Genomic DNA, 26452 nt, shown 5'->3' with positions numbered 1-26452 from the left:
CACAAAATAATTTACAGGCTCAAAGAATTGTGTGTTTCAATCAATCGTCTACCTAGCCATTCCTTTGACCAACAGGAAATATAAAAATCAAAACTTCGGGCGACATTCTTATTTTTATAACCAAGCACACCACGGCGCACATAGGTAAGCCGAACAGCTCCACTTCCAGCTTCACCCATACCACTATTATACCTGCACCTCTCTATCTAGGGTTGAGGCAATGCACCAATCGCCACACATCGCCATATTCCAATATGCATGCCTAGGCACTTATGTAGAAATATAGAAATCTATCTACACAGCTATATAAATGGATTTTTAGTTTTCTAGCTTTGTTTCCTGCTCTATCTCTATACACTGTTATGCATCTAAGTACACATAGAGTTTTACAGTCATGCCTATAAAACAAAACGAGCTAATGAGCGAGATGGTTAATGCAATCACTACACGCCTTAACGACCTCTATATTCAGTATTACAACGACTTTTTAAGCGTTGATGCATTTGCACGTTATCACGGTCTATCTATAGAGGATATGCAAAAGCTGATTGATTTGGGCAGACATGTGAATCACAACAGTCTTTGGAAAGAGGATAAGTAATCATGTTATTTATTCATCCTGAATTACGCGCTAATGATTGAAATTAGCGGTATTGGTGTTCGAAAATTTAAAGTTATTCCATTGCCAGCGTAAAGTTGGCTTTTTGACGCTGTACCACGGCATACCAAGGCATAAAATGGATAAATCAGGCATGCCTAGGGGGTTTACAATCTAGTGAGCGCTTACTATACTTCTGACAAATGGGTTTCGGGTTGAGATTTTCTCCCCGACGCGATTTGCTTGATGGGGGTCGTGGCTTATACCGTGTCAGTGGTTTGCACTGTAAAGAAAAGTTCCTTTTCTTGTGGTGGAAATTGGCTAGGTTAGGTTACGTCTCCCCAAACTCTCTCCAAGATTTATGAGGCAAAATTCTATGGGGGGGTTTGGGGGGGCGTTCCTTAACGTTAGTGGTTTCCGCTGTAAGAAAAGGGCATACCAAAATATAGAATATGGAATTTGAAAAATTAAAAACATTTCCTTAGAATTCCAAATCTATCGAATTAACATAACTTACAACAACTCTGCGTCTGAAAACCTCCTTTGCCCGACTATCCTCTAGGTCGGGCTTTTTTTATGCTGGGTATAAAAATTCGCGGGCGCGCATATTGAAAATTAAATTTCCCCTCCTAAATACATGAATTAGTGAAATGCAAACTTACATTAACTAAATTTTGTTACACCTATTTCTTCTTGCTAATATTTTCTTCAACTAAATAAACAAGGAGTAATTATGCTGGTTAAGCGGAAAATGCTTAAAATTCGTCGCCTTGCAAGTAAAGGTAAATTAGCTCAATGGGGCTTTATATCAGCGAACCAAGCGCAAAAGATTGGGCTAGACAACGGTTTTGTCGTGATTCTTTCATTATTGCAGGGCAAACAGGTAGAACCGAAATTTACCCGCTATAAACTCAGTGATGATATCGGCAGCGAATATGGGATTGAAACGGATGCCGACCTTTCATCCATAGATCAAAGCATCATTGATGCCATTGGTGTAGCGGTCGGTGATATTTATGATGCTGCGGTAAATTATGATGAGAAAACCGCCTATGAAGATGAGCGGGAAGATTTCGAGCGTACCAATCTCATGTTTATAGATATTGAGACTGGTCATGCCTATGACTCAAATCTTAATGAAGCGGTAGGATGGGCATAGGCTCATCCTAATATTCCAAAACAGCCCACCAAAAAAAATCAAAACTTTGGCCGACATCCTATTTTTATAACCAAGCGCCACGCATCTATATAACCAAAGAGCGCCTAGCAGCTCCTTGGAATGCCACCTTCTTATCTTTAACAACCAAGGCAGACCTAGGACTCTAATCACTACCGGGTGCGCGCCTGAACCTCAAGAAAAACCGCCAGCAAACAACCCAATGCATGCCTAGAGAATGTCTGTATAAAGCATATAGATGAAACGCGCACGCACGCGAATAGCGGAGTTTATTTATTAGTGCAAGTTTTTTATTAATGAAAATTTCGATTGAATTTTTATTCCACTAAAAAACAAACAATCAAATAAAAACTTGCATCAAATTTTTATTTGCACTAATATTTAATCAAGCAATAAAGCTTACTAACAAAAGGTCAAAAATCATGAATGCACAAGTTAAAAACACAGAAACTCTAAACATCTTTGCAGACGTTAATTTTTCAGCTCATGAAGCACGTAATGCAATAGTTATAGATCAAGAGACGATAAAAGCGTATGCAAGACAGCAGAAAGTAACGAGCAAAGCAGTAGCAGTACAGCTTGATATAGCAAACGCGATCATAAACCGTATGAATAACAAGCTTGAGACAGAACAAAAAATATCAAGCACGTTATTCAGTGACTTAAGAGAAGCATGCTCACGCTCTATGCTTACAAAAATAGACACGCTTCAAAAAGCTAAGTTTGATTTATCAGATCTAGCAACAATCATCGCTCACACTGATAAATCACACATTGACTTTGTACAAGTGAAAGTCATTAGAAAAATCTTTCAAGCGATTACAGCTATCGCTGAAAACGACAGACGCAAGCTAGACGGTTACACAATGTCAATCTTGCTAAACTTATTACAGTACGGTTCACTTACGGTTAATGAATGTCGTTTATGCTGCACTACTGAAATACGCGCACAGTCGCATGAAAAGAAAGTAAGACAGTATTATTTATCTGCGCACAGTACAGCATCATCACAAGCGTCTAGCTCACGTATGACACTGAGAGCGCTTAATATCTGTAACGTTGTGAAGTCTGTAAAAGACAGTGAAATAACGTTCAATGAAAATTCTCAGTTTATTGAAGCAGTATTGTCATTCTTGCAAATGAAAGAGAATACACAACAAGAATTAGAGCGCGTACAGCATGACATTAAGAAAGAGTTAAGCGAAAAACAAGCAAGCGCATAATTTAGTAATCAGTGATATTAGTAAGCACTTACTAATATCACTCTAATAGAGAGTAAGAACATGATTAGCAACGAACATAAACTATTAATCGCTGTGTTAATTATGAGACAAGATAACAAGCGTAATAAGTGAACATGCAAAGATAAAGAAATATAGTAAGTGATTACTATATTTCTTTATATATTAATATCGAAGTCCTAGAAAAAATGCGAATGTGTCGGGTGCATAGCCTGTGTCAATCGCGACCATTTTCCAAACACCCTTTCACCACCAGGCCTATATAACAAATACTTTACCCTTGCGCCGCTTAAATCCATACACTTATCCTTGTCCCAGTACGCCATGTCCATTATTCTTTTCAGGACGACTTTCTAATAATATTTAAGGATCAATATGAAAAGATTTTTTTTGGCTACTTTGATTTTAGTTTGTTCAAATGCAATGGCAGAAGGGGAGGGCCTGTTCGCCGAGTACACCGTGAAACCGAGCGAATCATTAAATGATATAGCCAAGCGTAACGGGACCACGTGGGCAAAGCTGGCAGAAGACAATGATCTCCCTGATCCACCAACTGTTTATGTTGGGCAAAAGCTGGCAATCATGAAAAAGATGAATAAGGACGAATATCTGGCTGCGATTGCAAAGACCCGACCAACGTGCTCAAGCAAAGAAGAATGTGACAAGAAAATGGAAGCTGCTCATTTGTGGGTGAGTAAATACGCTGATTACAAGATCAGAAGTTCAAATAACGTATTAATCGAAACATACGCTCCGCGCGAGTTCACTGGCGAGATCATCGTAAAGGTTTCTAAGGAGCCTTATGGGAAGGGAACCTATGCGATCGTGGCCAACATGTCATGCAATAATCCGAATATGACCAAGCCTTATGACCCGATGGCCAGTTGCAAGAGAAACGTTTATAAGGAAATTATTAAGTTCAACGATTTCGTTAGTTCTTATTAGCTTTAAGCTATTTGACCAAGTAAAGAGGGAAAAGATGGCTTCAAAGGATGATTTAAATTATGTTGCTTACCACATTATCGAAATTCTGGAAGAACAGGGTTTAGATAATTCTTATATTAACGAAAAAATAGATCGTCTTTACGAATTCGGCGAAAATAAAGCCGCTACATTGCTTTGGGCTTCAAACCAGCTCGATAGTAGAAATTTTAGATTACTTTTGGGCAAACTTAATTTAACTCCCGATCAAGTAAAGATATTTTGTCGCGTATTGAACAAGCTGAAAAAATATTTGGGCTACAATTTATTGAGCTAAGCTTTTTAATTACCTATGATATTCCGAATAAATTAATGCCCCATATATCACTTGAGGCATTTCTTACTGCACTTGGCCAGATTTAATTAACTCTAGCGCTTTTTTCTTCAATTCCTTCCTACGCTCTTTTTCAGCAATCTTTTCTTCGCGAATGGCTTCAATATGCACACCGAAAAGCTGATCAGACAGATTGCCACTTTCAAGCAAACGTGCAAAAGCGTCAACAATCTCGCCTTGAGTGAGTTTATGCTGTTTTGCCATATTTTCTAAGGTCTGGATTGTCTCTGGACGCAAAGTGATGGATGTTCGAACTAAACCTTTTTCTTTATAAAATTTGGAAGAGTTAGTAGCTGCCATTATTTGCTCCAATTAAAATTTGATGAAAATTAAAACTTGCATATTATAGTTATTATTGCATTGATCACGCTGAAATACCACAAAATAAAACGGGCTTGCCCAAAACATTGAACAAGCCCAGAACACTATGCAGCTTTTTTGAAACCGAGCTTTTCAAACTCGAAATTCGCAACGATATTCTCGCCAAAGCCGGGTGTTTCTCTGATGATCTGTAAACGCTGTCTAGCGTGAGATTTGAGCGTTGAATTGTGCTGGTCTGTGAAATCAACAATAAACGCAACGTTTGGACCGAATTTCTTAGCACGTAACCCGCGCCCAATACGCTGGCGTAAGGCAACTTCCGCTTTCCCACCACCGGCAAGAATAATCAACCCGACAGCAGGGACATCCACACCCACATCAAGAATTGTTGTTCCAATCAGTACATCAATATCCTTATTGGCAAGTTCGGTGAGCGCAGATTTACGTTCTCCCTGATCATCTTCACCGCGAATATATCTCGCTCTGATACCTATATCGTCAAACAGCTTCAATAGGGTGTCGCCATGCGAGGTATGCTGGACGAGAACCATCGCCGTCATGCCATATTCACGGGCTTTGAGAATTTCCATACAGATGGCATTGTTCCGCTCTTCGTTTTGCACGATTCCCAAGCGATAGGCAGCTTGCCAAGGGGTAATAGAGTGTAATTTGGCTGGCTTTTTCTTCAATTCGACGATTTTGAAGTAAGGCTTAGCAAGGATTCCGCGATCAATCAGCATTTTTTCCGTAACCTTGATGGCAATCGGTCCGGAACAAGCCATCAAACGCATATTTGACTCTTGGCTTTCACGCATGAACGGCGTTCCGGTCAATGCCAAGCGGTAATAGGCGTTTTTACAGTGGCGCATGATCTCGTAATACGAATTTCCACCTGCCTCATGTGCTTCTTCGAGAATTACGAACTCAAAAAGCTCCAAAAGCTTGATGGTTTGCTGTCTAACGAGTGATTTTTCCTTGAATTTTGCTTCTGCCTTGGCTTGCATCGCAGGTGCCTTGTCCTGAAGCTCCTTTTCATGTTGCAGTGCAAGGTTATGAAGCACTTTTTTGATTTCGGACTCGACTTTACCGACCTTAATTAGCTGTTTTTTAGTGTCCGAAATCTCTTTTTCGTGTTTTTTGACTACGTTGTCATAAAGGATCTGAAATTCCTTCTCTAAAGTCGTCTCTTCCAGCTTGGCGGCGAGGGTTTGAACCATTCCGACCGTCATTTTCTTGATGGAGAGCTGACCTTTTTCATTCACCTGTCCAAAACTGCCATCACCAATGACCGAACATGCAACGCCATTTGCTTCGAATGCATCTTTCATCTGATACATCAGAATCGAACGGGTTGTTAAAAACAAGGTAGGGCGGTTAATTCGGGCCTGACACAACATGGCAATGCGTGATTTACCGCCACCAGTAGCGACTTGAGCGATAATCTGGCCATGACGTACAAGACGATCCATAACTTCCGGCTGGTAATCGTAACGAGGGTCATATCCGTAACTATCTACCACTGGTCGGGCAGGTCCAAGTGGAGCGGGGAGGGGTTTTCGTGCGAGTTTTACTTCAAAACCTGCCTTCTTGAGTCGATCCGTAACATGGACTACAAATCCTGCTGGAAAAGAGCACTTGGCAAAGTCAAAAAATGACGATCTGCCATCCCAACGGTGCTGTCTAAACGCTAGAGTTTCTTCGGCGCCATCCACCAAATAACTAAGCGCCGACTGTACTTCAAGTTTCGCCTCAACAGGAGGCTTGTGTAGGATGGCATTTACGGCGTCATAAGCGATTGTTACAACTTTTCCCATTTCAATACCTTTTGCATTTGCTTAATATTTGGCTTAAATTATAAGTAAGCACTTACTAATATTTCAAAGTAGTTTCCTATGTCAGTTGAATATTTAGAAATCGACCCAGGAGAGCTTTGGCCTAATCCTTGGAATTCAAACGTCGTATCACCTGAAAACGAGCGAAAAATCGAAGAAGGTATTAAACGTCACGGTATGTTTAAGCCAATTATCGTTCGTACCCTTCTTGATGGCCGCTTACAGATCATTGGCGGTCAGCACCGAGCAATGATTGCTAAACGTCTTGGTCTACTCACTGTGCCGGTAATGAACCTTGGGCGCATTGACGAAGCCAGAGCAAAAGAGATCGGTCTAATCGACAACGGTCGTTATGGCGAAGATGACATCGTTAAGCTCAACGAAATTCTTCATGATCTTGGCGGTATCGATGAATTGATCGATGTAATGCCTTGGTCAAGTGAAGAAATCGACATCTTCTCTAGCACTAATATAGCGCTGGACGCTCTAAGCGATCTCGATTCGCCATCAGAGGAAGTTGAATTACCCAAGACAACCAAAGTTCAAACTCACCAAATCATGCGTTTCAAGGTTCCGATCGAGGACGTAGACGCAATTACCAAACTCATCGAGAAGACCATTAAGGCACAGGGCTTTACCGAATCCGACAGCTTGACGAATGCAGGGGATGCCTTGGTTTATCTCTTGGGAAGCAAGTAATGAAACCATATGAAGGATGGGATGGCTAATGACCGATTTATCTCAAAAAGGGCAGGTTCGAATGTACCGACGGGGTGGCCAATACCCTTGGATATGCAATCGAGCACCAATTCCCACTTCGTAAGATTGAAATTAAAGGCGTTTCAATTTAACCTATATTATTAGTAAGCGCTTACTAATATTTTGAAGGCGATAAGATGACAACCGAACTATCCTCATACGACCGACATGCAATAAGTTCGACCGCTTCCTCAGAAGAAGCGAATGACCCTCTTGTACGTTTAGTATCACGTCGTCATCCACTATATGAAGCCATGTCCAAACACTGGATGTTTATGGATGACACCTATAGCGGTGGCAGAGAATGGTTTAATCATCATATCTTCAAATACATCAAAGAGGGTGATGCCGAATTCAAGGATCGTATCTCACGCGCTTATCGTTTCAACCATACCCGCGAAGTTGTAGATTTAATTAATAAATATTTATTCAAGCAGGAAATCACCCGCAATAAGGTAGATGCTCCTGCCGACGTGGTGAAGTTTTGGAAAAACTGCACCAAGAGCGGCTTAACGATTAATGATTTCGTTCGCCAGATCAGTAAGAAAACCTCAATTTACGGTCGTATTGGGGTAGTTATTGATATGGATGCGGTACCAGAAGATCAAAGACCCTTAAACAAACGGGAAGAAAAGGAAGCTGGGCTATCTGCTTACGCCTACATCATCACTCCGCTTCAAATGCTGGATTATTCGTTTGATGATCACGGCAAATTAAACTGGATGCTGATTCATGAAGTGGTTCGCGACGATGAGGACCCACTAAATTCAACAGGCAAGGCGATTCACCGCTTCCGCTTATGGACGAAAACGGAATGGAAACTGTTCGAAAAGCAGAATGATGATCAGAACGGCAAGATTACGATTAAAGAGATTGATCGAGGTAGCAATACCATTGGTGAAGTCCCAATCATTCTGGCTGACAACATCATTTCAGACGAAGAATATTCTGCACCATCCCTGATCGATGACATCGCCTATCTGGACAGGGCGGTTGCCAATTATCTATCAAACCTTGACGCCATCATTCAGGACCAAACCTTCAGCCAGTTAGCCATGCCAGTACAAGGCATGCTGCCGGGCGATGAAAGCGAGAAAAAGCTCATTGAAATGGGCACCAAACGTCTCTTTACCTATGATGGGTCTGATGGCGCAAAACCTTACTACCTATCGCCTGATGTAAAGCAGGCTGACCTGATCATTCAAGTGGTCACCAAAATCATTAACGAAATCTATCACACCGTTGGATTGGCCGGCGAAAGAACCAAACAGGATAACGCCGTAGGTATCGACAATAGTTCTGGTGTAGCTAAAGCCTATGACTTTGAACGGGTAAACGCATTGTTAGCAGCGAAGGCAGATAGCCTTGAAGCGATTGAAAACAAAATCGTTGATCTGGTTTGCAAACGTCATGGGGTCAAATTGAAGGAAGACAGCACTCCTTTGGTTTCATATCCAGATAACTTCGATACACGCGGCTTATACGACGAATTTGATATTGCTGCACGCCTGATGCTGATTGATGCACCAGAAACCATTCGCAGACATCAAATGAAGTCCATTGTTGAAAAGCTCTTTCCTCAATTAAGCAAGGCGTTGAAAGACGAAATGCTACGCGACCTAAAGAACTGGCCGACAGACCCTTTGGAAGAGTTGACCAACAGAACTACCGATACGACGGGAGAGGGGAATCTAAAGCGTAACATTACACGCTCCTCTTCCGGCACACCAACCAAACCATCGTCCAATAGCTCAACAAAGGCGAACAAAAAAACTCGCCAAGGGCAAGTGACAGAATCAACAAGCTAAGAGAACAGCGAGATTTTAGCTAAGAGAACAGCGGAGACACATTATGCCTTTATGGATGCAATTACTTATTAACGGCGGCGTTTTACGAAACCCAGCAGACGGCGAGGGAAATGACCTCGGCGGTGGCGGTGAGGGCGGCGGTAACAATGACGATGTTACTGACGATGACGATCAGGGCAAAGAGGCTGATTCGGAAAAAGATAAAGATGATGCCGATGAGCAAAAAGACAAACAGCCTAATGGTGGTAAAAACAAGCTTACCGACAAAGAAGCTGAATTAATCAAGGAAGTAATGAAACGCAAGGATCGTGAAAAGAAGCTTCTTCAAGAATTTGACGAATTCAAACGCCAGTTTGCAGACATCGATCCAGAATTGGCACGTAAGGCAATTGCCGCTCAAAAAGAAAAGGAAACTCGTGAGCTGGAAGAAAAAGGGGAATACGAACGCGTTAAGCAAAGTATGGCTCAACAGCATCAGGCAGAAGTTAATCGTCTGCAACAACAAATTAAAGACTTGCAACAACAGTTGGGAAGCAAGGATAGCCAGATCAATGAATTAACTATCGGCTCTAACTTCTCACGTTCCGCATACATTGCAGAGGAATTGACCTTAACCCCAAATAAGGCGCGTGCTTTATATGGCGCACACTTTGAAATCGAAAATGGAGAAGTGATTGGCTATGACAAACCTCGCGGCGCTGCAAATCGTACTGCATTGGTTGATAGTTATGGCAATCCGTTATCTTTCGACAAAGCGATGCAAAAAATCATCGAAGCAGATCCAGAGCGAGACACCTTGATCCGCTCTAAAGTTAATCCTGGAGCTGGCTCAAAAACCAAGCAAGAAAATAAAGGTTTGCAGAAAGAGCAACCTAAGACTTCCTTGGAAAAAATCATGGCTGGCTTAAGGGGTGAAAGTTAATATTTTCACTAAAAATTATTAGTAATCGCTTATTGATAATCAAATAGGCGTTTGCTAATATTTGACCAGTAACCATCGGCGCTAGAGAGAGTTAGTTCGTCCGAAGAAAGCTAATCAGTAAATGGAGCATTATTAATGCCTTTATTGCGCGAAGAAGCGGAAAAACTCTCGAACAACCAACTTGTTCAAGGCGTTGTTGAAGAAATCATTGACCGCGATGACCTTTTTGCCATTTTGCCTTTTACACAAGTAAATGGTAAGGCATATGTTTACAACCGTGAAAAAACCCTTGGTGGTGCCAACTGGCTTGATCCTAATGAAGTGATCGAAGAAGAAGGCTCAACATTCGACGAAGTGACAGCGCATTTACGCATCTTAGCTGGTGACGTTGATGTTGATAAATTCTTAGACTCTACAATGGGTGATACGAACGCTCAAAAGGCGATTCAAATCAAGCAAAAGGCCAAAGGTGTTGCTCGCGAATTCCACCGTACTTTGGCTCGTGGTGATTCGAAAACTAACGCGAAAGAGTTTGACGGCTTTGACAAGCTTGTAACCTCTACTCAAATCGTTGACGCTGGTGCTGACGGCAATCCATTAACTCTTACCATGTTGGACGAATTGTGTGACGCTGTGCCGAATGGCGCAGACGTGATCGTAATGCGTCGTGGTACGATCCGTGCCTACCGTGCATTGCTTCGTGCAACCTATGGTACTGATGCCGTAATGCAACAGTTATCTAACTTTGGTCGCCCAATGCTTACTCACAACGGTATTCCTATCATCATGAATGATTGGATTGCCGGCGATGAAGTGAAAGGCACGAACTCAAAAACCACTTCGATTTATGCTGTACGCTTAAATGAAGTTGACGGTTTACACGGCCTTTATGGTGGTGGAAATGCAGGTATCGTTGTTGAAGACATCGGTACAGTGCAAAACAAAGATGCTACTCGTACACGTATCAAGTGGTACTGTGGTTTAGCTCTTAAATCCACTCGCTCAATTGCGGCAATTCGTGGCGTGACTAATATTTAACTATAAATATTAGTTAGCACTTATTGATAAAAAAGAGACTAGAAATAGTCTCTTTTTTATTGAAAGCATTATTTATATTGATTGTTTAAATATTAGTTATAACTTATTATTAAACTAAAATGGCAGGTTGGATTAAGCATGAAATTAAAATTAACCGGAGCTGGATTCGAAAATTATACAGGTCAAATGGGCGTGGTATTTTTTGAAAATGGCTTATCGAAATATGACGTGATGCCTAATGATGCAATTCGCATTGCAAGTACCATTGGCGCAGTATGGGAAAACGGCGATCCCGCGAATTTAGGTGCAATTCATACACAGAACCTTATGACTCCCGCACCTGATATTCGCCAACAGTCGGGACTTGAATTGCTGCACTCGATTACTGGTCATGCTCACTTAAATGCAGATCAGGTTCAGCAGCATTCCGATCAGGTTGCCAGTTTAACGACTGGGGTAGAAAAGCAGGAAAGTACAGCCAAGAAAGCGGAACCTAAATACACTCAGGAAGCTTTGGAAAAGATTGCTGATGAAAGTGGCATTGCGGGATTACGCGAGATTGCAGCCGAATTTAATGTCAAAGGCAATTCAATTGCCACATTAATCAAAGCCATCATGAATGCACAGGAATAATACCTGATGAATTACTACCTTGCCGGAACGTCAGTATCTCTTCCTATCAACTTTGTCGATGACGACGGAAATCCCCTTGAAGTGACCCAAGGAAGCTACCGTATTGTCGATCAAAACGGTGTAGAGATTAAGCCAAAGGCCGAATTCGATGTCACCCAAACCAAGGTAACTGTAGAGGCTGAATATAACCAGATTCCCGCTCTCAACCCTATGGAAATCAAGGTTGAGGACATGGACTCAATTGAGATCGATCATTTGCGTATTCTCCAATTTGATCTAATCAATCGGGATGGGAATACCTATGCGTTTGACGTCAGCTACCTCATTTCACCAAGAGAACGGTTGATTGTAGGTTTAAACAGTTTTCAGACATTAAATCAGGCAAAGCTGACAGCATTGACGATGCCGGAAACGGAAGTTTTCCTCACAGAAGGCGAAGTTCGTAAGGTAGCGGCTTTGATTGAGGCGAGACAGCGGATTTGCACGCTCAATATTCCAAGTGTCAATTTACGAGCCACGACACCATCCGCCTACCAGAAGCTATCAGAGCAATTTAAGGCTGCCTTGAGAAAGGCGCAAGTTGCGGAAGCGAATGCAATTCTTGGCGGTGGTGATCCCATCGAATTAGCTCTTGCACAGGGCCTTAAATCCAAAACCATTGGCGAAACCCATGAGAGCTATATCGGTGGGCGACAACTCAGGTTAGCGGTTAGCAAGGCAACTCTAAGATATTTGAGTGGCTTTGTATCGACAAGCAAGGTTATTGCGAGGGTTTAAAATGGACGAACAAAAGCGCTATTTGTTGGATTATTTCTCAATGAGATTCACGAGTCTCATGGATAATTATGTTATGGCAATAAATGGCGCTTTTTTCACTACAAGGCGCGCAGGCTATACGCCTTCGCAGTATCAGATTGAAAACGACAAGAATTTTGTGGCTAACGCACATTATTTATTCCTTGAAGCTGCTGGCAACACTCTTGAGCAGATTGCATCAAATTTGGACGCTCAAGAGGTGGCTTACAACATGTTCGAACTTGAACATGTCAAAAATCAACTTGTATCTATTTCCATTGATATGTTGCGCCAAGCGAACCGCGCAATTTCTACAGGAATCCAAAACAAGGCGATTGAACTGCTTGGAAAGAATAATGCTCACGGCGCAATGGGCTTGTTAGTACAAAAGAAAATGGCTGAACTGGAAATTACCGCAACAGATAGTGCAGGGCGTAAATGGAGAGAGCCATCTAGTCTTGTAAAAACCATCGTTCGGGATTTCATTTATCAATCACTTGTAGATCACCAGATTAAGGCATTGCATGAATCTGGCATTGACCTGATTGCTGTACCTGACATTGATAAGCCTGTGTCCATTCAAGGGCAGGCAGGTTATGTGGCTTTAAAAGACGTAAGACATCACTTCCATCCGAATGGATATGACTTACCTGTAGGCTACACAGATGTTCACACCTAATCAGTTCTGCTTCGTTCGGGCAAGGAATGGCTATGATCACTTCGGTTTAGCCAAATTTGGGCTAAGACGAAAGGAACGTTGCGCCATCGTCAAGATGATTCAGCAAAGCAACAAGACCTCAGTTCGTGCGGACTCGTCTGCTTCGCGCGGCAACGCAAGGGAAGTGGTTGCAGATCTGGTCATTTTGCTTGAACCCAAAACCACGGCAACCATTGACTCAATCATTGAGTTTGGTGGGGACATGTATGTGGTGAAATCAGTCCATAAACGGTTTGATATTCGCGGCAAGCATGATCACACCGAAGCGGCATGTACCTACTGGAGTGATAACGAATGAATCCACTAATTCCTATCGCTCAAATGCTCAATGATGCAGGGGTCGCCACTTTAGGGCAAAACCTGTTTATCAACATGATGCCAATTTCCGTAACAAACGGAATCCTGCTAAGGAATCCAATCAACGGAACCAAAATTGATCATGAGTTAAAGGGTCATTACAACACCGAATTCAAGGTCATTGTAAGGACCACCAATTATGAGACGGGTTATAAATTGATGAAGAAGGTATTCAAGCTTCTTACACTGGATAACCATTTTGTTGAAGGTATGCACATTAAACAATGTTATCCGGACAATGAGCCAATCGAATATCCGATCTCAGAAGGGAACACTCTCGAACTGGCATCAGACTTCAAGATTGCCTTTAGCGAGATTACCTAATGGCCCGAAAGAACCTTCAGACCACAGGACTCAATGAGCTTCGCAAGAAACTCACCAAGTTAAGTGAAATGCCAAATGTTCTGGATTCCGAGCTAGGCAGTATTGCCAAACAGATGCGCGATACTGCCAAGGCTATGGCACCCATTGAATATGGTGGATTACGCGAATCGATCAAATATCGTCGGGTCGGTTATGAACGTAACAAGCTAGGACAGTTCTTTAAGGGAGGCTTGGGTCAGCATACCGTTTACGTTAATTTGAATCAGCCGAGTCGCGGAGCAACGGTTGCAAAGTATTTCTTCTTTGTACACGAGCACATGAGCGTCGGTCGTACTGGAGGAGAGTTCCAGCCTTCCGAATATTCCGTGATGAATAGCGCACTACTTGGCGAAGTTGCGGGCGGTCGATTCATGGAACGGGCCAGAGTCAAATACGAAGTGCAAATTACCAAACTTTTGCAGCACAGAGCGGACGAGTTTATTAAAACTTTGTTCTAGTGAAAGTGTTTAAATTCCAAACATTATGGTATTCTTGGCAATGCAATTATTAGTAAGCGCTTATTAATAGTATTGGAGTAATGTATGGCTAACAACGATACCTCAAACGTTAAGCTTGGTGTATGTAAAGTCTTCTTTGGCGGTGTTGATCTTGGCTTCACCAAAGGTGGCGTTGAAGTGACGGTAGAAACTGAAACCCACGAAGTTCAAGTAGACCAATACGGTAATACCCCAATTTCTGAATATGTAATGGGTCGTACCATTACCGTAGCCGTTCCTTTGGCTGAAACCACGTTAGATAACCTTGTTGCCACTATGCCGGGTGCAAAACTGGTAACAGATTCAACAGCCGGAACTTCAAAAGCCATTGTACCTACAGGCGTTGGCGTGAACTTGCTTGATTTCGCTGACGAGTTGGTATTGGTTCCTAAAAGCGTAAACGGCTCATTGAACTACAACGATGCAGTACGCGTTCCTAAAGCGGCAACTCCGGGTGCCATGACCTTTGCTTATAAGCTTGATGAAGAACGAATCTTCAACTGTAACTTCAAAGGCTACCCAGTCATTGAAGGCAATGATGAAGTGCTTTATCAGGTCGGCACAGTTACACCACCAGCAGCTAAAGCTTAATTTTCTCACAATATATTAGTAATCACTTACTAATATATTTATGCAGCCTCATACCCGTGAGGCTGCTTTATAAGATTTTTCAGGAAGTTCGCTTATGAAATTACTCAACCTAGATCCATTAGTTAAATCAGTAGAAAAACGTGTAGTCGTCGTAAATGGAAAAAATCACGAAATCCGCACATTGAATGTGGAGCAGTTTCTCCAAATCGTCGATGAGTCCAAGTCGATTGTGGAACGCGCAGAAAAGGGCGAATTCACATTGGCAGATGAAGTTCGCTTAACGAGAAAAGTCGTCGGCTTGGCTATTCCAACCATGACGGAAGAAGAAATCAACAAGCTTGACGTAAGCCAGATTCAAGCCATTGCTGAATTTGCAAAAGGCAACGACGTCGAAGGGGTAGAGGAAGTCTCATCCGAAGAGACTCAGGAAGACCCAGAGGGAAAGTAGAAGTATTGGCAATCGATTTTGGCTTCATCTTTTGCCAAATCATGCACTTCTATTCAATGAGCTATGAATGCGTATTGAAACTACCAATACGCATTTTCTGGCTTCTTAGCAAAAACATTCAACGCATTCAGGCCAGAAACGACTTACGCCATCTAAACGTTTCTACAGCAGCCACGTTTGGTGCGGCAGCGTTCATGAGCGGTAACAGTAAATCTACCTTGACCAAAGACGTTACCGACCAATTACTCGCGGAACGGGGGGATGTCGTAAAAGTTAAATCAAATCCATTAGAAGCCAAATTGGACAGAGACGGTCTTGAAATGCTGCGAAGACTTAGCGCACCGAGGCAGTAAATATGGCTGGCGAAATTAACAATACGCTCAAACTTGATGTCAATCAATTTGACCAAGCTATTCAAAAGGCATCAGATCGCCTAGATAAGCTAGACAGCAATCTGGGGAAAACCAACGCTTCCGTCGAAAGCTTGGAGAAGATTCTTAGTGGTTTGGGCGGAGATATTCGCCAGCTCTCTTCCTCATTCAAAACGCTTGATGACAATCTGGCAGCTTCCTTGAAAATGTTAAGTGGGGTTCAGAAAAATACTGACTCACTTTCACGCTCATTGGATAGCGTAGACAAATCGGCATCAAAAACTGCCAAAACCACAGCGCAAGCAGCCAAAAGTATTGAAAATTTGGCTGACTTTACGCAAGCCTACGAGAAAAAGCTCAAAAATTTAAACCCACTTTTGAATAGAGTTTCAAAGGGTCAGCAGATTCTTGAGGCACACGCAAAAGCGACTGGTGACGAACTAGAGAAGCAATCTAAACGAACACTTGCAAATAATGCTAGAGCTTTACAGGCTGAGATTAAGAATAACGAGAAGCTGCTCGCTGAACGCCGTGAAATGGCTTATAAGGCCGCACAGATTCAGAAACGTGCGGAAGTTAATTTAGCAGTACAGCAAAAACTTTATAATGGCACATTCTTCGGCAAGAACAAGAATTCCACTTCTGAAAAAGCAGTGGAAATGCGCGCAAATATTGAATTGTGGCGTAAAGAGGCAGATGCGGCCAAGCTTGTTAAGGAGCAAATCAAGTCTGTCATTCGTGATATTGAATATCAAAATGGCGAGCTGCAAAAAGGTGTAAACCTGCTCAATCAGCAGATTGAACGCACCCGCGCACTTAAAAACCAGCAATCGGTAGAACAAGCAAAATCCCGTCAGGAACAAAAGAGCCTAGACACAGCACGTAAACGCCAAGAGCTTGAAAAGAGAACAGAAGCATGGTGGAAAGAAGCGCTTTATAACCGCGAACGCAGAGAGGAAGAGGCTGAGCGCAGACGCATTGAAAAACGCCGTCAATTAGAACAGGAATATTCAAACTGGTTTAATCGCGAACTCGACAAACGGGAACGCCGAGAAGCCGATGCACGCCTGAAACAGCGCCCTTTAATTCGAAACATCGATGAAGAACGCCAAGCTCAGACAAGAACTGCGGATGCCCGTCGCAAGCTGGAGCTGGACTATACAGGTTGGTGGACAAGAACGCTTAACAACCGAGATCAAGCTGCTCAACGTGCCGCTGAACAGGCAGAACGTGACGCACATCGGGTCAGAATGCAACAGCTTAATGAAGAGCGTAAGGCTCAAGAGCTATTGCATCGTGAGCAAATGTCTGTTGCCAAAGACCTTGCTGCAATGTACGCAAGTATCAAGATCAATCAAGGTCTAGGCGGCGCTGTACACAAAAATATGGAATTAGAGCAATCTAAATTCCGTCTATCATTGTGGAATCTTCCAAAAGAAGAACAAGAACGATTCCTTCAAAAATCCAGAGATTTAACCAAGACTGAGAAATATCTCACCAATACAGAAGCCATTGATGCCCGTCTTGACGCTATGGCTGCAATGGGTGGCAACCACGAAAAGACCATTGATGCCACATTAGCAACTGCTACCCGTGTGGCTCACATCTTACGTGCAACGGGTAATGAAACAGGTTCAAACAGCGACCTAGTGAAAAACTTGTACGGATTCGCCGAATCCCGCCAAGTCATGAACAATGTCGATGAAATTAACAAATCATTCGAGACGCTGTTAAAAATCTCCAATATTTCAAACGGCAAAATCAAAATTGCCGACGTTGAAACCATTGCGCGTAACATGGGCGGTATGCGAGCTGACGTCTCAGCCGATGGCTGGTTAAAAATCGCAGCGCTTGGTGAGCAGTTCAAGACCGCTGGTGGTGGTAACGGTGGTGGCGGGGGTATCGCAACCGTAGGTACGATGCTCAAGATGATGGGTTTATACGGTTCGGGTAAGACAATTACCAATCGTGCCGTAACCGATCTGATGGGCGCCGATATCCTCAACGAATTCAAGGACGGCGATGCTGAGAAGGCGTTCAGAGAAAACGCTAAAAATATCAAAGAATTTACCAAAATGATGAAGAACGCGGGCTTCAAGGACTTGAAGTCGATGGGCGAAGATCCGGTTAAGTTCTTCTCATCTTTACGCGGTCAGATTCTTGATTACATGATGCGTGAAGATAACTTCACCCGCTTCTTTGGTGAAGGGACCAAGCGTTGGACCTACAACCAGAAAGGTCAGATGATCAACAGCGAAGGCAAAGTTGTTGATCCGAATGAACAAAACAAAATTGAGCGCACGGGCTTTACTCGTTGGGCTTCTGGCATGGGCTGGTCAAATAAAACCGTAGACGGTTTGACCACCATGTTAGATAAACGCTTCATTGACCGCGCAAATGAAGTGGCAGAAAGCGCTAAACGTTCAGCAGAAAGTCAGCAGGCCCTAAAAGAAGCTCAAGACACATTAAAGGGTAGCACAGACAACCTAATGGCTTCATTGGGACGTTTGGCTGAATCATTTGCTCCGCTTCTACCTTTTTTAACGGGCTTCGTTAATGGTCTAACCAAAGCGGTAGACGGCATTGCAAACTTGATGAATTTGCATCCCGCAATTGCCATTGTGACAGGTCTTGGAGCTGGTTTTGGCGCCCTAACCTTAGCGACAAGTTTATTTTTTGGGAAATTAAGCCTAGTTAGTCGCCTAGTTACAACACTCCTTCCTGCATTGGGTGGCTTGGGTAAGACTGCTCAAACCTCTTCCGGTCAATTGGCTACCGCAACAAGCACTGCAAATAACTTAGGGCAGGCGGTATCAAAAATGGGCGATGGCACAAAAAATGTTGTGCCTAAAGTTTCCAATATGAGTACACGCGTCCTTGGCATTTTGGGCGGCATGTTACGCTGGGCAGGCTGGGTCGGGTTAGGACTTCTTGTAGGTCAAATGTTCATTTCTTGGCTTGATAGCGTCAACAAGAATGAAACCCCGTTAAGATCATCCTTCCAACGGTTAGTGCAAGGCTTACGGGATGACCTGATCGCAGGGTTAAAAGGTCTACATACCATCTGGAACAATGCTTTAATCCAGTTAGGCATTGATACAGAAAACGCACGCCGTAATCTCCGTGATTTGGCAAACTACAAAGGCGAAGTTTTAAAAATCCCAGTTAAAGGTGTAACGGCTGAAGAGGGCGGTGGCTTTACCTCAACACCTGCAACCCGTGAACTTGGCAAGAAAATCACCAAATTGCTTGAGAAGCGGGAGCTTGTACAAAAGGGGAAAGGCTTCTTAACGAATGCGCTTGACGGTGGCAAACAGCAATTAAAAGAAATTGACGATATGCTTGCCGGGTACAGACGCGGCATGAAATTAGGCGGGCTGGTTTATATCGAGAAAGGCCCATACGCTGGACAAGTCGTTCTTAAAAAGGACATTGAAAAGAACGCCAAGCTTCTCAAAAATAAGCAGAAGCAAGCTGCTGCCGCTAAAACTTCGTCTGCAACCTCTACAGGAAGTGTATTACCTACACCGTCAAATCTTGCCGATTATTCTGCACCGGCAATTGGTTCTGGTGGAGGCTCAACGCCTAAAGAGAAAACTGGACGAGGTTACGATCGCCAATGGAACAACCTATATCGTGCTGATGTTGAGAAAGCCTTGTTGGGCGCTCAAGACCGCGAGACTGATATTAGTGAAATTCTCGGTCAGCCTGTTGACTACCTCAAGAGAGCGAAGAACGACTTTATCGAGCGTTGGATGAGCGGAAAATGGGATGACAATAATGACCCACGCTCACGTCCATTCACGAAGGGTACATACAATCCTGATACAGGTTGGACTAAGGATCAAATTGACTGGGACGGCATGTACAAAGGTCAACATGTCAATGAGTTCCTTAACGCCCAAATGAAGAAGTTGATGGCCGATGACTACAAGGCATCAATTCAGTTTGCCGCTGAAAGATCGGCTTCAACAGATGAGGACTTTAAGAACGTCCTTGATCAATTTGTCGAGAATGACACCAAGAAATCTGATGCCTTAATGGCTTTAGAACGTCAGTTCGCCCGTTATGAAGTGCGTAATCCAATGGCACTTCAAGCAGGCGGTTATAACGACTTCAAGGACTTTGCGCTTAACCATCAGGTGGCCAAGGACACTTTATCCAAAGCTTATGAGTCTAAAAACATCAATAAACAACTCTCCATTGACCTAATGGATAGTGAAGTTGATCGACGTCAATCTTCTGCCGACTATGCGTATGATGAAGTTGCCAAGGAGATCAATGAGCAGCGTAAGGCGCTAGAAAAGCGGATTCAGATTACCAAAACCATGATGGAAAACGATGAGGCTGCCAAGAAGGAATATGCAGAACTCATCAAAGCCAAAGAGCTGGCTGAAGAGGAATTCACCAAGCGCTTAATGCTTGAAAATGAAAAGCGTGTTCGCGCCTCTGAATCCGCAACACAGCAGATGCTACGCCAATACCGTGATCTGAAAGTCGGTATTGAAAGCATTAACCAGAAGTGGACAGAAAGTGCTATCGACTCAGTTGCCGACCTCATTACAGGACGGATGAGTTTCAAGGACTTCGACTGGCGTCAAATTGGATCTGATATTTTTGCCGATTATGCAAAAGTCTTTGTAAAAGATTCAGCAAGTAAGCTAATTACCAACGTAATGGGTAACCAATCCATTTTTGATCTTGGTAAATCCTTATTGAGCGGTAAAGCTGCTGGCGGAATGGGCTGGGCATCAGACTTGCTAAATAGATGGCGCGGTTTAGGTCCTTATGCTCCGGCTGTTGACCCAAATACAGGCGAATCTACAAGTGCTGCGGTCAATACTGAAATTACTGACACTATACCGCTATTTGACAAACTACGCGCTACCTTAAATCCACTGACTCAAGGATTAAGTTCATTATGGGAAAATGTCAGCAGCGCATCACAGGGTCTTTGGACTTTTGCGTCAGATGCTATCAGCAAGGCAATTAATGCTTTGTTCCAATGGGCAACAAGCCTGTTAGCATCAAGCACAGCTTCCAGCGGCTCATCGGGCGGTAACTGGTTAGGTACATTGTTCCAAGTCGGAATGGCCGCTTATGGAGCTTACAGCGGTGCAGGAGCAGGTATTGGAGACATTAGTAGCGGTGCTTCATATCAAGTCGGCGGTGGCTTCAACAGCGCTGTAGGTTGGAGTGGTACATCACAGTTCGCCAAGGGTGGAATTTTTACCAACTCTATCGTGAATGAACCTACACCGTTTATGTTTGCCAAGGGTGGAAGTTTTGCAAACGGTCTGATGGGAGAAGCAGGGCCAGAAGCAATCATGCCGCTTACTCGCGATTCATCGGGCAGACTCGGTGTTTCCATGTTGGGAGCGGGTGACGCTTCAAACGTCATGCAAAATCACGTTCAAATCCAAATCACCGTAAACAACGATGGAAGCTCTTCTACAAGCGCATCTGGCGGTGATGCTCAAGAATATAAACAAATGGCGAAGCAGGTCGAAGCCATTGTCATGAGCACCTTGGACAAACAAAGCAGACCGGGAGGAAGATTATATAAGAAATAATATAATTACCCCCTTTAATATTAGTAAGCGCTTACTTATAATTAGGTAGGCGCTTAATTTCATTCTGAGTCTTATGGAATTTATTTGGAAGCCCGATTTGGGCGCTGAAAAGTCGAAAAAACCTTCCGTCTCTACGGTCAAGTTTAATGATGGCTACGAAGCTCGTATTCCAAATTCTATTAACCCAAGTTTGCGGGTATGGAACTGCACCTTTACCAACAACCTGCAAACGGCAAATGAAATTGACGAGTTTCTTAACAAAGCCAATGGCACAACCGCGTTTGATTGGATTGACCCACAAGGCAAAAAAGGCAAGTTCGTCTGCCGCGAATGGAAGATGAATCAAATCAAATTTGGTGTTTTTCAGATTACCGCAGTGCTTGAAGAGGTTTATGAATAATGGGCGAGAAAATCGCTGTAGCTGAAATTCAATCGTTGTCACCAACAGCAGAAGTCGAACTGTTTGTTATTGATACAACTAAATTTGGCGGCGATGTTATTCGTTTTTGTTCTGGCGTAAATGCGTTTCACCAACCGATCTACTGGCAGGGAGAACGCTATGACCCTTTGCCTATTGAAGCAAGTGACTTTGATGTAAGCAGTCAGGGCACTTTGCCTACGCCTAAGCTAATTCTGGCAAACGTAAGTGGCTTATTTTCGTCACTTGCGGCGGAGCTGGACAACCTTATTGGATGCAAGGTTATCCGTAAACGTACATTTGGCCGCTTCCTTGACGAAGTGAACTTTCCTAATGGAAATCCCGAAGCCGACCCAACGCAACATTTGCCAGATCAAATTTGGTTTATTGATCGAAAGGTTAATGAAAGCCGCGTTTCAATTGAATGGGAATTGGCATCAGCCTTTGATTTCCAAGGCGTTCAACTACCTTTCAGTCAGGTGACCAAGAATGCATGTCGCTGGCAGTACCGTTCGCCAGACTGCGGTTGGACAGGCGGTTATTTCACAAAGGATGATAAGCCGACAGATGACCCGAATCTTGATGCCTGCGGGAAACGGGTTAGCTCTTGTACTTGCCGATTTGGTGAAAATGCCGTTCTTCCATACGGCGCATTCCCAGGGGTGCAGCGCGTATGATCGACACACGCCTACTTAATGAAATTAAACAACATGCGATGGATTGTTATCCAAATGAAGCTTGTGGCTTTATTGTTGTCAATAAATATAAGTTAGCGCTTACTATTAAATGTCGTAACGATTCGCCGTTCCCGAAAACTCAGTTTCTTATTAATCCCGATGAGTATCTTCGCGCAGAACAGGAAGGTGAAATTGTTGGTGTATGGCATACGCATACCAATGGCAGAACTAAACCGTCCGAATCTGACTTGGCTGGCTGCGAATCTACTGGATTGCCTTGGTACATACTCGCGGTTGATAAAAATGGCGAGGAATTCCACTTTAAAGACCTCTATATTTGGAATAAAGTAGCAAAGGATAGAGGCTCTAGCACAGCCGCAGTCGGAAATGCCACTTGTATTGCTATGGCAATTGACGTCACTAATATGTAATAAAAAGGCTTCCAGTTGGAAGCCTTTTTAATGAAGTCGAATGGTTACGCAGTACCGCCATTTTCTTCAGTGGTAGTGGTTTCATCTACATAAACCAGTCCGACCGAAGCTAGACCAGGAGTCTTCCGATCGTAAATCAAGGTCAAGTTTTCAACCGGCTTTCCATTTTGACCTTCGAGCAAGTTGACTTGCCCTAAAAGAACGTTCAAAAGGTTAGCTTCATCTTTCGTGATCTGCTTTAATGCCATAGTAAACATCCTAAAAATTGAACAACGATAATTTTTACACACTCATAAATTATTAGTAAGTGCTTATTTATAAAATATAGTAAAAATGTTATATTTTCTCAACTAATCTAAGGCGAGAAAATCATGACCGAACCAGTATCAACTACTATCGGTGGATTCGCTGCTTGGAAGGCATTTGGCATGACTATCGTAGTCGCAATCTGTGTGATGGCAGTTGCGGCTGTAGTGCTCATGATGCGGATGCCGAGATCTCCGAGAGAGTGGGGAGTTGGCTTGATTACCACAGTAATTTCAAGCTTGGCTGGCGGCTCTTTCATCATCATCAAATTTAACCTTCATGCTTGGGCAACAGACGTATGGGGAATGATCGCGCTTGGCGGTTTCTTCTTCACATGTGGTTTGCCGGGGTGGGCTATTGTCCGTTGGATTTTCAACTATATCGAAAAGAAGGAGGATTCCGACATTTTCGAAGTTGCAACTGATATTAAAAACGACCTGAAGGAGTTTAAAGATTAATGAGTAGCATGGTATCCGCACTTGCATCAGTGCAAATGGCTCAGATTGCGCAAACTTATTCTTGGCTTCGGGCGATGTCAGGAGGCAGATTAACTCAGGAACAAGTAACTGCTGGTGACGAGATTATCGAGAAGGCGGGATTAGAAACTTTCGCCAAACTCATTGGTTACAAACTTGAATCTGGCGTTACAGGGCAATGGGATATTTCCGAAAAAGGATATGAACTTATACGTGGATTTGAAGGTTTCAGGAATACGGCATATCTGGATACTGGTAGCGTCCCGACTATTGGCTTCGGCACAATCAAATATCCAAACGGCCAACCTGTAAAAATGGGTGATACTTGTACTCGTGTTCAAGCAGAAGAATGGCTTAAAAACGATTGTAAGTGGGTTGATGCTTGTCTTGATAAGTATGTGAAGGTCAAGGTAACTCAAAATCAATTTGATGCGCTTGCTTCGTTTGTTTACAACGTAGGTGAAACTGCATTTGTCAAAAGTACAATGTTGGCTGTCCTTAACCAAGGGAACTATATTGCTGCTGCAAATCAGTTTGATCGTTGGATTTTTGACAATGGCAAACGTATTAATGGATTAGTTAACCGCCGTGCTGCTGAAAAGAAATTATTCTTATCATGAAGCATTTCGGTACATTAATGCTGTGCATCCTGTTTTCAGGATGTACAGCTTCAACAATTCAAAACAATATCCATGTCACTGTCTGTTTACAGTGTGCACCTATGATGAGCCGATAGAACAATGATTTCATTTCTTTGGCATCTGGTAGGGGGAATAATGTTTTTAACAACATGCATTATCCTTATGTACTCTTATCTTCAAAACAAATCTTAATTTGAATTTAAAACTAAACCCAATTTTACTTCTTCCTGTGAACTCTTTTTTTTAAAAACGCTCTATGCTTTGAATTACAAGAGTTCTAATAATAACAGTACAAAAATTCCGTTGTGGATAACTTAAAACCTATTTGAATTTAAAATCTTTTCTTTTTTTCTTTTAGAAGCTCTGAAACGATTGCTATCAAATACTTTCAAAGCCTATTAAGGTACAAAAACTCCGTTTGAGCGGTACAAATACTCCGTTTTAACGGTACAAAAAGTTTTAATTACGGTACAAATATTCCTTTTTAACGGTACAAAAATTCTGTCCTGTATTTTCAATAGTTTAAAAGGTACAAAAACTCCGTTAAATCGCCTTTAACGGTACATTTTCTCCGTTAGAAGTCCTATAAAGGTACAAAAACTCCGAATAAGTACCTTTTAAAGCCATTTTTCCATTAACTTAAAGAATACATAAAAGGATTTCGGTACATTTTCTCCGTTTACACCCCTATAAAGGTACATTTTCTCCGCTAAACTAATAGCCAAAATCATCATAACGGTACAAAAACTCCGATAGGGGAGTGATAACGGTACATTTTTTCCGTTCAAAACAGGCGATAACGGTACAAAAATTCCGAAGGAATGCCTATAAAGGTACAAAAACTCCGGTAATGTCATTACATTGTCATGTTTTGGTCAAAATCCTTAAATATAAATCCGCTCAATTCTGACTGATTAACTAGATTTACAAACATTATCTAATCATGTACCTTTTACGAAAACCAATAAAACCTTTCTGAAACGGAATATATGGCAGAACTTATTAGGAATTCAGATGTTTATAAAGCGAATGCATTGATTAATGCAAGCTACGCTTTGGACACTGCTGAGCAAAGAATAATTCTACTCGCCATTTTAGTTTCCAGAAACAAGAATGCAGATCTGACTGCCGAAACGATTATCGAGATTCCGGCTTCCTTATATGCCCAAAAATTTAATACAACAGTGAGCGCGGCATATAAAACACTGAAGGAAGCCGAAGATACCTTATTTGAAAGACGTTTTTCTTACACCACAATGCGAAATGGCAAGATTGAGGTGGTTCGGTCACGTTGGGTATCACGAGTTTCATACGTTAAGGATGATGCATTATTAACGATCACCCTAGCTCCTGATGTGATTCCTCTAGTAACCAAGCTAGAAGGAACCTTTACCAAATATGCCATCGACAATTTACGCGATGTGACCAGTAAATATGGCATCCGTCTGTATGAGTTGGTCGCTAGTTGGAAAAATTCGGATATACGAAAAACTCCTGTTTATGACTTTGAGGACTTCCGTGCCAAGATGGGCCTTCTTCCTCATGAGTATAGAGACAAGAAAAATCCCGAAAGTACGGATATGACCAACTTCAATAAACGTGTATTGAAGCCGGCAATTGATCAGATTAATAGTTTTACTGACCTGTTTATTACTGAAAAGAAAATCAAGACAGGACGTAATATCACGGGCATTTATTTTGAAGTAAGTTTAAAAACCGATAACTTCATTGAAGGCGAAGCGAAAGAAATCCATGACAGCAAGCCTTCTTCCGATTCAGCTAAAAAGACAGGCGCTCCTTTAGAAAACATTAGGCTTCCAAAAGTATCGACCCAAGAGTTTTTGGGTAGTGATCTCAGCGAAGAGGACCTTAACAAAGAGAACCCATTAAAAGAATTTATCGTTGAATCTGGCGTTTATAAGTCTGCTATTGAAAAGCCAGTAGAAGAAAAGGATGAATTTGAATTAAATGGCATAAAACGACTGTATGAGGCACTATTAAAGCTGGATGAGGGCGTAACCAAGGAATACGTCCGCGAATATGCCCAGATTAAAGGCGTAACTCTACAACACGCATTAATTGAACTTTATAACTCTAAAAGACCGGCTTAAACATTCCGGTACTTGGGTCTTTTCCGAAAACTTGG

The 26452-nt window shown here is 42.6% G+C and carries 30 protein-coding genes; 25 read left to right on the top strand and 5 right to left on the bottom strand.

Annotated features, from left to right (window positions below; translation table 11 throughout):
• Positions 1 to 11 precede the first annotated feature (11 nt).
• Positions 12 to 179, bottom strand: coding sequence for a hypothetical protein (locus tag RFW85_RS01430; protein ID WP_153310031.1), 168 nt, complete (start codon positions 177 to 179; stop codon positions 12 to 14).
• 239 nt (positions 180 to 418) lie between these two features.
• On the opposite strand from RFW85_RS01430, the gene RFW85_RS01425 reads away from it, so the two are divergent.
• The 5 genes from RFW85_RS01425 (at position 419) to RFW85_RS01405 (ending at position 4274) form a co-directional block, all read left to right on the top strand.
• The gene (locus tag RFW85_RS01425; protein WP_223235332.1) at positions 419 to 601 is read left to right on the top strand and encodes a hypothetical protein; all 183 of its coding nucleotides are present in this window, start codon (positions 419 to 421) and stop codon (positions 599 to 601) included.
• Between the two features lie 730 nt (positions 602 to 1331).
• Positions 1332 to 1757, top strand: a complete 426-nt coding sequence (locus RFW85_RS01420; RefSeq protein ID WP_000960557.1) for a hypothetical protein — start codon at positions 1332 to 1334, stop codon at positions 1755 to 1757.
• A gap of 440 nt (positions 1758 to 2197) precedes the next feature.
• Positions 2198 to 2998 carry a hypothetical protein gene (locus RFW85_RS01415; RefSeq protein ID WP_002125709.1) on the top strand — a complete coding sequence of 267 codons (801 nt, stop codon included), beginning with the start codon at positions 2198 to 2200 and terminating at the stop codon, positions 2996 to 2998.
• A 393-nt stretch (positions 2999 to 3391) separates the two neighbouring features.
• The gene (locus tag RFW85_RS01410) at positions 3392 to 3961 is read left to right on the top strand and encodes a LysM domain-containing protein (protein ID WP_000819254.1); all 570 of its coding nucleotides are present in this window, start codon (positions 3392 to 3394) and stop codon (positions 3959 to 3961) included.
• 34 nt (positions 3962 to 3995) lie between these two features.
• A complete protein-coding gene (locus tag RFW85_RS01405; RefSeq protein WP_000146944.1) occupies positions 3996 to 4274 on the top strand; it encodes a hypothetical protein in 279 nt (92 codons plus the stop codon).
• Positions 4275 to 4337: 63 nt separating this feature from the next.
• Here the strand turns inward: RFW85_RS01405 and RFW85_RS01400 are convergent, their stop codons facing one another.
• Positions 4338 to 4631, bottom strand: a complete 294-nt coding sequence (locus RFW85_RS01400) for a hypothetical protein (RefSeq protein WP_000741665.1) — start codon at positions 4629 to 4631, stop codon at positions 4338 to 4340.
• A 125-nt stretch (positions 4632 to 4756) separates the two neighbouring features.
• Complete coding sequence (locus RFW85_RS01395; RefSeq protein ID WP_000521251.1) at positions 4757 to 6466, bottom strand: DEAD/DEAH box helicase; 1710 nt, start codon at positions 6464 to 6466, stop codon at positions 4757 to 4759.
• Between the two features lie 78 nt (positions 6467 to 6544).
• Here RFW85_RS01395 and RFW85_RS01390 point away from each other — a divergent pair, with 78 nt between their 5' ends.
• The 17 genes from RFW85_RS01390 (at position 6545) to RFW85_RS01310 (ending at position 22883) form a co-directional block, all read left to right on the top strand.
• On the top strand, positions 6545 to 7183 hold the full coding sequence (locus tag RFW85_RS01390) for a ParB/RepB/Spo0J family partition protein (protein ID WP_000110211.1): 639 nt from the start codon (positions 6545 to 6547) through the stop codon (positions 7181 to 7183).
• 197 nt (positions 7184 to 7380) lie between these two features.
• Positions 7381 to 9051, top strand: a complete 1671-nt coding sequence (locus tag RFW85_RS01385; RefSeq protein WP_309171072.1) for a hypothetical protein — start codon at positions 7381 to 7383, stop codon at positions 9049 to 9051.
• Between the two features lie 43 nt (positions 9052 to 9094).
• Positions 9095 to 9973, top strand: a complete 879-nt coding sequence (locus tag RFW85_RS01380; protein WP_001131896.1) for a DUF6651 domain-containing protein — start codon at positions 9095 to 9097, stop codon at positions 9971 to 9973.
• A 135-nt stretch (positions 9974 to 10108) separates the two neighbouring features.
• Positions 10109 to 11011, top strand: coding sequence for a major capsid protein (locus RFW85_RS01375; protein WP_001130341.1), 903 nt, complete (start codon positions 10109 to 10111; stop codon positions 11009 to 11011).
• A gap of 138 nt (positions 11012 to 11149) precedes the next feature.
• Positions 11150 to 11644: a hypothetical protein gene (locus tag RFW85_RS01370; protein WP_000769019.1), complete on the top strand. Its 495-nt coding sequence runs from the start codon at positions 11150 to 11152 to the stop codon at positions 11642 to 11644.
• Positions 11645 to 11650: 6 nt separating this feature from the next.
• Complete coding sequence (locus RFW85_RS01365) at positions 11651 to 12421, top strand: hypothetical protein (RefSeq protein WP_001110365.1); 771 nt, start codon at positions 11651 to 11653, stop codon at positions 12419 to 12421.
• Positions 12422 to 12479: 58 nt separating this feature from the next.
• A complete protein-coding gene (locus RFW85_RS01360; RefSeq protein ID WP_140953929.1) occupies positions 12480 to 13118 on the top strand; it encodes a hypothetical protein in 639 nt (212 codons plus the stop codon).
• Positions 13105 to 13455: a hypothetical protein gene (locus RFW85_RS01355; RefSeq protein ID WP_000494965.1), complete on the top strand. Its 351-nt coding sequence runs from the start codon at positions 13105 to 13107 to the stop codon at positions 13453 to 13455. The genes RFW85_RS01360 and RFW85_RS01355 overlap by 14 nt, the downstream gene beginning before the upstream one ends.
• Positions 13452 to 13838: a minor capsid protein gene (locus tag RFW85_RS01350; protein WP_001068664.1), complete on the top strand. Its 387-nt coding sequence runs from the start codon at positions 13452 to 13454 to the stop codon at positions 13836 to 13838. The genes RFW85_RS01355 and RFW85_RS01350 overlap by 4 nt, the downstream gene beginning before the upstream one ends.
• A complete protein-coding gene (locus RFW85_RS01345) occupies positions 13838 to 14335 on the top strand; it encodes an HK97 gp10 family phage protein (protein ID WP_000101578.1) in 498 nt (165 codons plus the stop codon). Before RFW85_RS01350 ends, RFW85_RS01345 begins: the two co-directional genes overlap by 1 nt.
• 84 nt (positions 14336 to 14419) lie before the next feature.
• Positions 14420 to 14965 carry a hypothetical protein gene (locus RFW85_RS01340; RefSeq protein WP_032007467.1) on the top strand — a complete coding sequence of 182 codons (546 nt, stop codon included), beginning with the start codon at positions 14420 to 14422 and terminating at the stop codon, positions 14963 to 14965.
• 94 nt (positions 14966 to 15059) lie between these two features.
• Complete coding sequence (locus tag RFW85_RS01335) at positions 15060 to 15413, top strand: hypothetical protein (protein ID WP_000771531.1); 354 nt, start codon at positions 15060 to 15062, stop codon at positions 15411 to 15413.
• Between the two features lie 5 nt (positions 15414 to 15418).
• The gene (locus RFW85_RS01330) at positions 15419 to 15766 is read left to right on the top strand and encodes a hypothetical protein (RefSeq protein WP_001982243.1); all 348 of its coding nucleotides are present in this window, start codon (positions 15419 to 15421) and stop codon (positions 15764 to 15766) included.
• A 2-nt stretch (positions 15767 to 15768) separates the two neighbouring features.
• A complete protein-coding gene (locus RFW85_RS01325; protein ID WP_045124727.1) occupies positions 15769 to 21357 on the top strand; it encodes a tail length tape measure protein in 5589 nt (1862 codons plus the stop codon).
• Positions 21358 to 21430: 73 nt separating this feature from the next.
• Positions 21431 to 21757, top strand: coding sequence for a phage tail protein (locus tag RFW85_RS01320; protein ID WP_000394499.1), 327 nt, complete (start codon positions 21431 to 21433; stop codon positions 21755 to 21757).
• Positions 21757 to 22452, top strand: coding sequence for a phage minor tail protein L (locus tag RFW85_RS01315; protein ID WP_005130223.1), 696 nt, complete (start codon positions 21757 to 21759; stop codon positions 22450 to 22452). The genes RFW85_RS01320 and RFW85_RS01315 overlap by 1 nt, the downstream gene beginning before the upstream one ends.
• Positions 22449 to 22883 carry a C40 family peptidase gene (locus tag RFW85_RS01310; RefSeq protein WP_005130224.1) on the top strand — a complete coding sequence of 145 codons (435 nt, stop codon included), beginning with the start codon at positions 22449 to 22451 and terminating at the stop codon, positions 22881 to 22883. Before RFW85_RS01315 ends, RFW85_RS01310 begins: the two co-directional genes overlap by 4 nt.
• A 44-nt stretch (positions 22884 to 22927) precedes the next feature.
• Here the strand turns inward: RFW85_RS01310 and RFW85_RS01305 are convergent, their stop codons facing one another.
• Positions 22928 to 23131 (bottom strand): hypothetical protein, encoded by a 204-nt coding sequence (locus tag RFW85_RS01305; protein WP_005130226.1) that lies wholly within the window; start codon positions 23129 to 23131, stop codon positions 22928 to 22930.
• Between the two features lie 107 nt (positions 23132 to 23238).
• A complete protein-coding gene (locus RFW85_RS01300; protein ID WP_254975789.1) occupies positions 23239 to 23364 on the bottom strand; it encodes a hypothetical protein in 126 nt (41 codons plus the stop codon).
• On the opposite strand from RFW85_RS01300, the gene RFW85_RS01295 reads away from it, so the two are divergent.
• From RFW85_RS01295 to repM, 3 genes are all read left to right on the top strand, one after another.
• Complete coding sequence (locus RFW85_RS01295; RefSeq protein WP_227518865.1) at positions 23312 to 23647, top strand: hypothetical protein; 336 nt, start codon at positions 23312 to 23314, stop codon at positions 23645 to 23647. The genes RFW85_RS01300 and RFW85_RS01295 overlap by 53 nt on opposite strands.
• A complete protein-coding gene (locus RFW85_RS01290) occupies positions 23647 to 24285 on the top strand; it encodes a lysozyme (RefSeq protein WP_004832954.1) in 639 nt (212 codons plus the stop codon). The genes RFW85_RS01295 and RFW85_RS01290 overlap by 1 nt, the downstream gene beginning before the upstream one ends.
• Before the next feature lie 1010 nt (positions 24286 to 25295).
• Positions 25296 to 26417, top strand: coding sequence for a replication initiation protein RepM (repM, locus tag RFW85_RS01285; RefSeq protein ID WP_000818856.1), 1122 nt, complete (start codon positions 25296 to 25298; stop codon positions 26415 to 26417).
• Positions 26418 to 26452 lie beyond the last annotated feature (35 nt).

Origin of the sequence: Acinetobacter sp. 12966 (assembly GCF_031196995.1) — a bacterium.
GTDB lineage: Bacteria > Pseudomonadota > Gammaproteobacteria > Pseudomonadales > Moraxellaceae > Acinetobacter > Acinetobacter geminorum.
The sequence above is the reverse complement of the archived record's forward strand: the minus strand, read 5'-3'. Positions and strand labels throughout refer to the sequence as shown.